9 protein-coding genes are annotated in these 8,623 nt (G+C 57.5%); 2 read left to right on the forward strand and 7 right to left on the reverse strand.

What is annotated here, in order from left to right; all coding sequences use genetic code 11:
• Nucleotides 1–59: 59 nt before the first annotated feature.
• The 4 genes from HMPREF3016_RS06110 to HMPREF3016_RS06125 form a co-directional block, all read right to left on the reverse strand.
• A complete protein-coding gene (locus HMPREF3016_RS06110; RefSeq protein ID WP_070740996.1) occupies nucleotides 60–1,010 on the reverse strand; it encodes a 1-phosphofructokinase family hexose kinase in 951 nt (316 codons plus the stop codon).
• Nucleotides 1,007–1,798 (reverse strand): DeoR/GlpR family DNA-binding transcription regulator, encoded by a 792-nt coding sequence (locus tag HMPREF3016_RS06115; RefSeq protein ID WP_013397862.1) that lies wholly within the window; start codon nucleotides 1,796–1,798, stop codon nucleotides 1,007–1,009. The genes HMPREF3016_RS06110 and HMPREF3016_RS06115 overlap by 4 nt, the downstream gene beginning before the upstream one ends.
• Nucleotides 1,799–2,191: 393 nt before the next feature.
• Entirely contained in the window at nucleotides 2,192–2,629 is a 438-nt protein-coding gene (locus tag HMPREF3016_RS06120; RefSeq protein WP_246828491.1) for a VanZ family protein, read from the reverse strand.
• 10 nt (nucleotides 2,630–2,639) lie between these two features.
• Entirely contained in the window at nucleotides 2,640–3,905 is a 1,266-nt protein-coding gene (locus HMPREF3016_RS06125) for a histidine phosphatase family protein (RefSeq protein ID WP_070741138.1), read from the reverse strand.
• Nucleotides 3,906–4,068: 163 nt separating this feature from the next.
• On the opposite strand from HMPREF3016_RS06125, the gene HMPREF3016_RS06130 reads away from it, so the two are divergent.
• A complete protein-coding gene (locus HMPREF3016_RS06130; RefSeq protein ID WP_246828492.1) occupies nucleotides 4,069–5,115 on the forward strand; it encodes an ABC transporter ATP-binding protein in 1,047 nt (348 codons plus the stop codon).
• A 2-nt stretch (nucleotides 5,116–5,117) separates the two neighbouring features.
• Nucleotides 5,118–6,545: an FtsX-like permease family protein gene (locus tag HMPREF3016_RS06135; RefSeq protein WP_070741001.1), complete on the forward strand. Its 1,428-nt coding sequence runs from the start codon at nucleotides 5,118–5,120 to the stop codon at nucleotides 6,543–6,545.
• Between the two features lie 119 nt (nucleotides 6,546–6,664).
• Here HMPREF3016_RS06135 and HMPREF3016_RS11130 read toward each other — a convergent pair whose 3' ends face one another.
• The 3 genes from HMPREF3016_RS11130 to HMPREF3016_RS06150 all read right to left on the reverse strand — a co-directional run.
• Nucleotides 6,665–7,243 (reverse strand): PDDEXK family nuclease, encoded by a 579-nt coding sequence (locus HMPREF3016_RS11130; protein WP_210399789.1) that lies wholly within the window; start codon nucleotides 7,241–7,243, stop codon nucleotides 6,665–6,667.
• A 565-nt stretch (nucleotides 7,244–7,808) separates the two neighbouring features.
• Nucleotides 7,809–8,228, reverse strand: coding sequence for a type II toxin-antitoxin system VapC family toxin (locus HMPREF3016_RS06145; protein WP_070741004.1), 420 nt, complete (start codon nucleotides 8,226–8,228; stop codon nucleotides 7,809–7,811).
• 3 nt (nucleotides 8,229–8,231) lie between these two features.
• The coding region (locus tag HMPREF3016_RS06150; RefSeq protein WP_246828494.1) for a type II toxin-antitoxin system Phd/YefM family antitoxin at nucleotides 8,232–8,623 on the reverse strand (392 nt) is incomplete at its 5' end.

Consider the following 8,623-nt stretch of genomic DNA (forward strand, 5'->3'; position numbering starts at 1 on the left):
ATATGTTGTTTTTAGTGGCTGACCAGGCTATATGCTATATGCCTGATATGGAATATAAGCTAAACGGAAAGTTGCCTTAGGGTTACTTTCTCGGGGGTTGTCATGGCTGCCGAAGGCATTTGTGTTCCGGGTAAGGATGCTGCCGCCGAGCCATGCGCAACCGCCTGCACGAGGCATTGCTGCGGCGACTCTCCTCGCTCATAAGCATAGAGGAAACCGGAGAGCGACGAATCCCCGGCGCCCACCGTGCTGCGCACCTTCACGGGTTCATGCTGTGCATGCCAGGCACCTTCGGCGGTCACGAGAACCGCGCCGGACCCGCCAAGTGTTGCCAGCACATAGGGAATGCCGTCATTCACCAAGGTTCGCGCGGTACGTGCAGTCAGCTCGGGGCTCGACTCCAGCTCTTCCCAATTCTCGGCGCCGGTCAGCTGTGCCAACTCCTCAGAATTCGGCTTAATCAACGTAGGCTTTATCTGCCCCGCAACGGTAGCGATCAGCGGCGCCTCAGAGGTATCGACGGCGATCTTGCCTTCATATCCGCTGGCGCGCAGCTTCGCACACAGCTCGGCATAATACGTTGCATCCAGTCCGCCAGGCAGCGAACCGGCGAGTACCACCCAATCTGCGTTTTCTGATTGGGCGATCACGAGCGCATCCAGGGCGTCGCGCAGCTCAGGGGTAAACTCGGTGCCGGGGGCGTTAAGCTTAGTAGTCGTGCCGTCCGGATCAACCACGGTGATATTCGAGCGGATAGGCTCACCCGTGGGCAGATTCGCAAACTGCACGCCGCTCGCCGCAAGGGCGGTCAGCACGGGGTCGGTAGCCTCTCCCGGAACCACCGCAACAGTAGGCACCTGAGAAGTATGTAAGGCACGCGAAATATTGACCCCTTTACCGCCGGGGTCTTGAACCGCGCCTACGGCACGCTGAACGGCGCCATGTGCCAGAGGGGAACCCAGTTCAATCGTGCGATCCAAACTAGGGTTAGCGGTGAGAGTCAGAATCATGCGATGAGCACCTCCACATGAGCGGCTTCAAGAGCCTGAGCAAGCGCACCATCGGGGGCGCGGTCGGTGATCATGGTATCGATATTCTCGAAGTCGGCGAAGCGCACGAGTGATTCCTGCCCGAACTTTGCCGAATCGCACAGAAGCACCACGCGGCGCGCCGATTTGCAGATCGCGGTCTTCACGATGGCCTCATTCATGCCGGGGGTGGAAACACCAAATTCGGCATCTATGCCGTTGGCACCAAGAAACGCAATGTCGGGACGTACCGTAGCGAAGTATTCGGCGGCACGAGCACCAATTGCCGCCCAGGTCATCTTACGCAGCTGACCGCCCACAAGTTCGAGGGTGACCCCCTCTGCCTCAGCGAGTTTGACTGCAATGTGCAGGGCATGGGTAATAATGATGCGGTCGCTGCCGGTCTTGAGGCTAAAGTTTTCTGACCCAATATAGTCCGCCAAAATCTCAATGGTCGAGCCGGCGTCAAGAACAATCGAACCCACATCAGAGTCACGCAGATACTCATAAGCCTTCGCAGCGATGCGGCGCTTCTCGGGAGTATTCATGCCCTGACGTGAGGCAATAGAGGACTCTAGGGAGGTAGACTGCTCAACGGTAACGGCGCCGCCATGCACGCGGCGCAGCTTACCCGCTTCTTCGAGGGCGGCAAGGTCTCGTCGCACAGTCTCCATGGTGACGTCATAGCGTCGAGCGAGATCAGCACCGTTAACGCGGCGTGCAGAAGATACCAGCTTCGCAATTTCGGCACGACGTTCTTCAGCAAACATATGCGCACATCACTTTCAAGGTATGGGTGTGGAGCGAACGAACCGTTCCACGCGAATTCTTAGGTCTGTGTATCATGGCGGAACGGCGAATGCGTATCACCACTCAAGACAACAGTCTTGCCCTTGATTTTATGTGGGTTTATGTGGGTGCGTCAAGATAACCCACGGATAAATCATCGATTTTTTGTGAATTTACCCTCGAAACCACACTTAAGGTCAAATAATCCACAACAGACACACACTGTTCACCCCACAACGCATCTAAACCCACACCGGATGCGCGGCTTCTAAACGTTCGGGTGCGAGTAGTTTTGATCTGCCTTGAATCACAAAGGTTTTCTAGTGCGTGGCGCGTTCAGGATGCGCGGGCATCCTCTTTGTACCGCCGTGTTCCTACTGCCGCCAGCGCATCCAGAGACTATGCACACCCCAGGCGGTCAGGGAACCAATAAACGCACCCGTCCCGTTCATGAGCACGTCTAGAGGGTCGCCGGTGCGTTCGGGCATGGCCGTTTGAATGAGTTCGATTCCGGCACTGACCGCCACCGCGCCCAGGGTGATCGCCCCTACCCTGTGCCACGGGCGGGTACGGCAGAACAGCAAAAGCATGAGCATAAACCCGCCGGGGGCAAACATGATGACATTCGAGAGCTGTTCGATGCTCGCATAGGTGATAAACCCGGGCAGCCACCCCTGTGCGTGACCGGCATCGATAAGCGAGGTCAGGCGAGAACCAGCCTCGTTATCGTCCACATGCTGCGGGGCAAACACGATTGTTGCAACGGCGGCGCAATACAGCGCAAAAAGAGCCCATCCGATTACCTGGAACACTCTGCCAGATCTACCAGACAAGACGACCCCGTTCATCGAACACCGTGTTCTCATCAAAGGCGAAAAGCCCTTTAAGATCGACCTCTAAAGGCTCGGCGTTCGGCACAGTCTGCGTATGCTCGTACCCCTGCGCCGCCGAAATAGCGCGGCGAATCAGGCTCCCGTGGCTCACCGCAATGATGCGCTCCCCAGGATACTGGCGCACAATCTCACGCAGAACACGCACGGCACGCACATACACATCGCGTTCGGTCTCTACCTGCGGATAGTAGCGGTCGGGGGCGCGGCGCTCGGGAACGGGAATACTCACGCCCTCGGCGGCACCATAATCACGTTCCACCAAGTCAGGGTAGGTTTCGCTGACCGGCAGCCCGAAATCCTCGCCCACAAGCTGCGCGGTTTCATAGGCTCGCGAGAGGGGTGAAGAAATTACACGGTCATAGCTCAAACCCAGGCTGCGCAGCTTCGCCCCGGTTTCACGCGCCTGGGCGCGACCGGTGTCGTTCAGCGGAATATCGCTGATACCCTGCATGAGCTGGTTCTTATTCCACTCGGTCTGTCCGTGGCGAATCAGCGTGAGCGAACCGCCCGCCAGATTCTTAGGGAAAGGTTCGGCGTGCAGCTTAGGCTGGCGACTCACCAGCACGTGGGCATCAATCGCATCGTCAAGATAATCGGTGGGAAGCTCGGTGAGCGAAGCATTCGGAGGAATCGGGAACATGCCGTCAATCGTCTCGTAGCCCTCATGCTCGCGGCCTTCCAGAAGCACAGTCATCGTCACCGCAATCAGCATGCCGTGAGTAGCCACCACAATGTTCTTGCCCTCATGCTCGCGGCGCACCCGGTTCAGAGCGGTCAGGGCGCGGCTCACCAGGGCCTCGCGCTCCTCAACCCCGTATTTATGCCCATCCGTGCGGGATGCCGCCACCAGCTCAGGGGTTGCAGCCTCACCCTCCAAATCACCGAATGAGCGTTCTTCTAATCCCGCGTATGCGCCCAGATACGGCACCCCTAGTGCCCGGGCAACAATCTGCCCGCTCTCCGCCGCGCGCTCAAGCGGGGAGGAAACCACACCGTCAATCTGCACGCCGCGCTGAGCCATCTCATGCAGCTGCGGCACGGCACCCCGAATCTGTTCACGCCCCGTATCGTTCAGCGGAATATCGGTTCTGCCCTGAAACCGGTGATTTATATTCCAGTCGGTCTGCCCGTGCCGAAGCAGAAAAATCTTACCGGGCGTTTCAGCGTGTTCATGGTGGGTCTGTGCGTCAGTCATGGTCTTAAGTATGGCATCATCCGCACGATTTAGAGCCGTACCCCAGAACACGCCCCGCTCATCCTTAGGGATGAAAACCCGCACAAAACCCGGCATTATCGCCGCATTTTTTCATTCCGCAGACGGATAAAAACGCCCCGTATCCCTTGGAAAAATGGATGCTATGAATACTTCTTACACCTCATACGCACCCGTTATCTCGGTGCGCAACCTTACCAAATCCTACGGACAGCACACAGTACTGCGCGATATTTCGCTCGATATTTACCCCGGCGAATCCGTGGCCGTTATGGGGCCCTCCGGTTCCGGAAAAACCACGCTTCTGCACGCGCTCTCCGGCATTATTCGCATTGACTCGGGCACTATTCAGGTGCTCGGCGGCGGACCCGAGATACCGGGCGGGCGCGTTGAACTCGGCGCCCTGAGCGAAAACCAGCGCACGAGCCTGCGCGCAAATTCCTTCGGATTCATCTTTCAGCAGGGGCTTCTCATCCCCGAACTCACCGCAGAAGAAAACGTCTCGCTCGCCGCCATGATCTCCGGGATGTCGCGCGAGCAGGCACGCGGCGCATCCGCAAACCTGCTCGCCCGGCTAGGGCTAGGCGACATGTGCGAGAAACGCATCGGCGAACTTTCCGGCGGGCAGGCGCAGCGCGTGGCGATTGCGCGTTCACAGATTACCGGTGCGCCGATTACCTTTGCGGATGAACCCACCGGCGCGCTCGACAGCGTGACCGCCCAAGAGGTCATGGATCTTCTGCTCACACTCGTTCCGCAGCAGGGTAAAACCCTCGTGATCGTCACCCACGATCCGCAGGTTGCGGCGCAATGCTCCCGCACAATCCACCTGCACGACGGGCAGATTGTGCAGGATAACAGGCAGGATCCCACCGCGCCCGGTCAGCAGGTCGGGGATTCGGTACAGTATCGGGTTCCCGCACCGCCGAGCCAGCCGGTACCGCCTCAGGATGCAGCACCCGCTCCTTCCGCGCAGCCGGGCGTATTCCATCCGGGGAACCCCGCGGTAAACCCGCCCCAAACATACAACCGGGTTTCCGCACAAACCCAGCCACCTGCGAACGTTCGCTACTCCCCCGCCCATGCACCGGGCACGGCGCACACTGCGGTCTCACGCAACCATGCACCAGCGCCGTATAAACCCGCCCGGCGTCCCTTCTGGATGCGCGGCTTCCTGGGGAAAGGCGCCTAAGAATGCAGACCTTCAAACTTCTTGCGCGCCGCACCCTGCCCACCTCCCAGGCGGTTCTTCCGGTGCTTGCGTTTGCCGCATCCGCGGCGCTCTTTCTGCTGATCGCCGGAGGTATTCACGCCTTCTACCTGTGGCTGGGCGGGGACGCCAGCACGGCCACCTCGGTCGAGGCGGGATCCGGCACCAAAAACACGGCGCATACGTTGCAGCCGCTATACCTGATGCTCGCCTGGATCAGCGGGTTCCTGCTGCTCACCCCGCTCTTCACGCTCGGCGCATCCGCAGCACGGCTCAGCGCACGCCGCCGCGACGACCGCCTGGCAACCCTGCGGCTGCTGGGCGCCTCCACCCGGCGGCTTACCCTCTACACCATGCTCGATTCCGTGATCTACGCTGCGGTTGGGTTCGTGCTCGGGTTTATCGCGTACCTGATTCTGGTGCTGCCCTTCGGGATGCTGCGCTTCCAGAACATCCCGCTGGGCCCCGAAAATATGCTGCTGCCCCCACCCATCGTGCTGGTCTGCGGGTTTGTGAGCCTGATCATCGCCGCAACCAGTTCGCTCTTTGGGCTCTCGAAGGTGACCATCAGCCCGCTGGGGGTACGCACCCGTTCGGATAAGCCGTCCCTGGGTAAACGCGCCCTCATTCTGGGCTGTGTGCTTCTAGTGGTGGGCTTCATCGGGGCGATTGCCTCCCACATTATGAATCTCGCCGCTGATTCGATGGGCTCGAACGGGTTCGTGTTGGTACTAGTAACCACCATCATGTTTGGGCTGCCGATCCTGCTCACGATGCTCGCCGTAGACCTGATTGGCGGGTTCGTGGTGGGCCTGTACGCCCGCATTCGGGTTCGCACCGCCCGCACCCCCGCAACCCTGCTGGCATATCGCTCTATTATGGAATCGCCGCGCGCCGCCTGGCGGCAGGTCTCCGGGGTTGCCATGACCACGTTTATTGCCGCTTTCGTGGGGCCGATTCTGGGCATGGTCAATTCCGCGCCGGGTGTGGAAGAAGGCTCGGCGGAGTCATATCTTATTGGGGATATACTTCAGGGCCTAGTGCTGGTGCTGTTCCTCTCCTACCTGCTGGTGGCGCTTTCGGCGCTGCTGAACCAGTCCGCCGCCATCTATGAGCGCGGTTCATTGTATTCTTCTCTGCGGATGATGGGTACCGAAGCTGCGGTTTTGAAGCGTTCGAGGCGCATCGTGGTCTTTGGTCCGCTGCTGTTGGTGAGCTGTATGTCTGCGGTGGTGGCACTGCCGCTATTCGTGCTGCTGCTTGGTTCGGCACTCACCGAGACGGGGCTGCTGTACACCGCAGCACTGGTATTCGGCTCGATCGCGACGGGGCTGGGACTGGTATTTGCGGCACTGGCGGCAACCGGGCCGGTCATGGAGCAGGTCAGCCGCAAACCGGTCTCGGCGGTGTAGCGTTTTCTTTTCCCTTGTCCGCGAGCAGGTAGTTTTTGTCCCGAGCAGGTAGGAAAATCCTACCTTGTCGGCAAAATCCTACCTGCTCGCGGGGATAAACTTGTGGGGATCAAAGAGTCTTAGATTATACCTTTGCGCCGAAGCTTTCGTTCCACACGTGCCGGATGCAGCACATCCTCCCACGTGAACCTCACGAAATCCCACCCTTCCAGACGAATGGCGTCCTCACGAACTTTCTCATCCAGAACATCCTGCCCGCTTTGATATTTGAGCGCCCCATCGATCTCCAAAACAAGGCGCTCTTTCACGAGAGCCGCATCCACTCGATAAACCCCACGATGCGTTGGAATCTCGTACTGCTGCACCGGATTGAACCCCAAATCTAAAAACGCCAGACGCGCCAGGGTCTCGGCTGGCGATTCCGATAGAGGACTCATAATATCGGCGATGTACCGTGCTTTACGGGCGCCCCGTACCCGTTTGACCTCACTCAGCGCTTTATGAAGTCTGCTATAGCTCAGACGCGCCCCCAGCCTCTGAAAAGCACTTTCAACGATGACGAGCCCCTCACGAATCGGGGCGTCACGGGCGCATCCGATGAGGGCGGTAATAGGATCAACAACTGTCAGGGAATCCCGACCATATCTAAGTGTGATGGTCGAAGATATTACGCTTGAGTCATCTTGTCGATATACCACTCCCGCACGTTTGGCTCCTCCACATCCACGTACCTGAACATTGTGTGGAGCGCTCAAAAGGGCACACGATAACGCGACAGCCGCACTGTAATGCGTGAAAACAGGGTTGTGCAGGGTGCGTGAATAAGCAATAACTCGGGCAAGATGTTTCTGAACGGGAAATAGCTCATCCCATACTGACTTTTTGATATATTGCCCAGGCGCAAGCTTAATAATCTTTTCTTGCCGTTGCCAGCGTGTAATAGTGCGTTTTGAATATCCATTTTCTATAAGTTCATGAACGCTTTTGATATGGATACTGAGGTTTTCGTTGTCTGTCATGCTGCTATCCAAGCATATTTTGCTTCCCGACTACGCGTAGAAAAGCCCAATCTGTGGATAACTCGCAGCAATATGATGATTGCACGCGTTTTGGGACATATTTTCAGCGATGTGCATAGAAAATCATCACAATATGACGCGCCTGTCCCTCCCGCGAGCAGGTAGTTTTTGTCCCGAGCAGGTAGGAAAATCCTACCTTGTCGGCAAAATCCTACCTGCTCGCGGCATACACTAAGCGTTAAGACTAAAACTCGAACGGGTTGAGAATATCGAGGTCCATGCCCTGAAAATCTGCAACGTTACGAGTCACCAACATCAGGTGGTGTTCTCTGGCAGTGGCGCCGATCAGCGCATCGTATTCTGATTTCTTATGCGGCACGTGGAGTTCAGCGCAGGTGAGAGCAACCTCTAAAGAAACCGGCAGGATGCGCCCCGCAAACTCCGGCGCAAGCTCATGAGAAAACCACTGCTGCAGAATCTGAGCCTGAGCCGCATCTTTACGGGCACGCCGCAGGATTCCCGTGCGAATCTCCATCATGCTAATCACACTGATATACACGTCGTTCACGTCTACGTGTTCCACCCAACGGCGCACCAAAGGATGCATTCTGCCCGAGCGGTATTTACGCAGTTCGGAGATCACATTTGTATCGGCAAGGTACACGGATTAGTTCTCCTCGCTGCCGAAAAAGTCGCCGTCTTCTGCGAAGTCCACCTCACGGTGAGGATTTGGGATGCTCGGTTCGCGATCAATATCAAAATCAATCTCGCCCGCCTCTGCCGACATGGTGGAAAGCGCATCCGCCAAGGAACGCCGAGGTTGCGGTTGGGCCAGTCGTTGATAGTCTTCAATACTCAAAATAACGTTGGTCGGTGTGCCGCGTTTGGTAATAAAGACGGGTTCTTCCGCGGCAAGGCGCAGAGCGGCACTGGCATTCTGATTAAATTCGCGTGCTGATACTGTAGTCGTCATAGTTTTCTCTCCCCAAAGTCCAATTGTAGTAATGTTACTATATTTCAGAATACCGCGAGCAGGTAGTTTTTGTCCCGAGCAGGTAG

Origin of the sequence: Rothia sp. HMSC065D02 (assembly GCF_001815285.1) — a bacterium.
Classification (GTDB): Bacteria; Actinomycetota; Actinomycetes; order Actinomycetales; family Micrococcaceae; genus Rothia; species Rothia dentocariosa.

Coding starts and splice junctions, on each gene's coding strand:
- HMPREF3016_RS06110 (WP_070740996.1), bottom strand. CDS start 1,010: ATGATTCTGACTCTCACCGCTAACCCTAGTTTGGATCGCACGATTGAA.
- HMPREF3016_RS06125 (WP_070741138.1), bottom strand. CDS start 3,905: ATGACTGACGCACAGACCCACCATGAACACGCTGAAACGCCCGGTAAG.
- HMPREF3016_RS06115 (WP_013397862.1), bottom strand. CDS start 1,798: ATGTTTGCTGAAGAACGTCGTGCCGAAATTGCGAAGCTGGTATCTTCT.
- HMPREF3016_RS06135 (WP_070741001.1), top strand. CDS start 5,118: ATGCAGACCTTCAAACTTCTTGCGCGCCGCACCCTGCCCACCTCCCAG.
- HMPREF3016_RS06130 (WP_246828492.1), top strand. CDS start 4,069: ATGAATACTTCTTACACCTCATACGCACCCGTTATCTCGGTGCGCAAC.